Annotated in this window: 1 protein-coding gene; it reads left to right on the top strand. The window is 73.8% G+C overall.

Features of this window, described 5'->3' with window-relative positions; translation table 11 throughout:
- Positions 1-1,827: glycoside hydrolase family 65 protein (locus JS521_RS35455; RefSeq protein WP_205086960.1), on the top strand; the 1,827-nt coding region annotated here is incomplete at both ends.

The following is a 1,827-nucleotide window of genomic DNA, read 5'->3' as shown; positions in this document are numbered from 1 at the left end:
GCGGCGACGCATCCGACCCGACCTGGGCGCCGGCCTCCACCCGCTTCGGGGAGGCCGACGGCTACGACCCGTACGTCGGCAACGGCTATCTCGGCCACCGCGTCCCGGCCACCGGCGCCGGATACGCGAGCACCGGGGAGAAGACCGGCTGGCCGCTCTACACCCCCCGCTACGACGGCGCGTTCGTGTCCGGCCTGTACGCGGCGGACAAGCCCGTCGCCGAGGGCCGCGAGGTGGTCGCCGCGCTGCCGAGCTGGACGACCATCGACGTGGGCGTCGGCAAGGAGACCCTCGGCACGGGCACCCCGGCCGGCCGGATCTCGCACTACCGCCAGACCGTCTTCCTCTCCTGCGGCCTCGTCCGCACCTCGCTGCGCTGGACGACCTCCGACGGCCGGGCCACCGACCTCACCTACGACGTCCTGGCCAACCGCGCGGACGTCCACACCGGAGCCGTACGCCTGCGGATGACCCCGCGCTGGAGCGGCACCGCGACCGTCACCGGCCGGCTCGACGAGCGGGGCGCACGCCGGATCACGCTGCGCGAGGACGGCACGTTCCGCACGCTCGGCACCGGGATCGAGGGGGCGCTCGCGCAGACGATGCGGCGCGGCGCGGGCGTGGTCGAGACCCTGCGGCCCGCCTCTTCCCCGCACGCGACGCCGGTCCGCGCGGGCCGGACGTACACCTTCGAGAAGTACGTCGGCGTCGACACCGCCCTCACCTCCGCCGCCCCCGCCGAGGACGCCCGCGAGGCCGCGCACCGGGCGGCGCGGCGCGGCTGGGACAGGGTCTTCGCGGCGAACGAGGCGGCCTGGCGCGAGGCCTGGTCCGCCGATGTACTCGTCCCCGGCGACCGCGAGTTGCAGGGCTGGCTGCGCTCCGCCCAGTACGGACTGCTGGCGAGCACCCGGCGCGGGTCCGCGAACAGCATCGCCCCGGCCGGTCTGACCAGCGACAACTATGCGGGACTGGTGTTCTGGGACGCCGAGACGTGGATGTTCCCCGGGCTGCTCGCCACCCGCCCGGAGCTGGCCCGCTCGGTCGTCGAATACCGCTATCGCACGCGCGGCGCGGCCCGCGCGAACGCCGAGAAGCTGGGCCACGACGGCCTGTTCTACCCCTGGACGAGCGCGAGCCGAGGCCGGCTGGACTCCGAGTGCCACAGCGTGGACCCGCCGCACTGCCGGACCCAGAACCACCTCCAGGGCGATGTCTCGCTCGCCGTCTGGCAGTTCTACCTGGCCACCGGCGACCGCGACTGGCTGGCGGCACGCGGCTGGCCGCTGTTGAAGGGCATCGCCGACTTCTGGCGGTCCCGCGCCACGGCGAACGCGGACGGCAGCTACTCGATCCGGAACGTGGCGGGGCCCGACGAGTACAGCAACGGGGTCGACGACGGCGTCTTCACCAACGCCGTGGCAGCCACAGCCCTGCGCAACGCGACCCGCGCGGCCCGCCTCCTCGGCCACCGCCCGCCCGCCGCCTGGAACACGGTCGCGGACGGACTCCGTATCCCGTACGACGCGGAGAAGAAGGTGTTCCTCCAGTACGCGGGCTACAACGGCTCCACGATCAAGCAGGCGGACACGGTCCTGCTGACCTACCCCCTGGAGTGGCCGATGGAGCCGGGCGCGGCGGCGGCCACACTCGACTACTACGCGGCCCGCACCGATCCGGACGGCCCGGCGATGACGGACTCGGTGCACGCGATCGACGCGGCGGAGATCGGTGAGCCGGGCTGCTCGACGTACACGTACATGCAGCGCGCGGTACGCCCCTTCATGCGGGGCCCGTACGACCTGTTCTCCGAGGCGCGCGGCGACA

The sequence above is a fragment of the Streptomyces durocortorensis genome (genome assembly GCF_016901035.1).
Taxonomy (GTDB): Bacteria; Actinomycetota; Actinomycetes; order Streptomycetales; family Streptomycetaceae; genus Streptomyces; species Streptomyces durocortorensis.
Note: the sequence above shows the minus strand (reverse complement) of the source record. Positions and strands in the feature narration are given on the sequence as shown.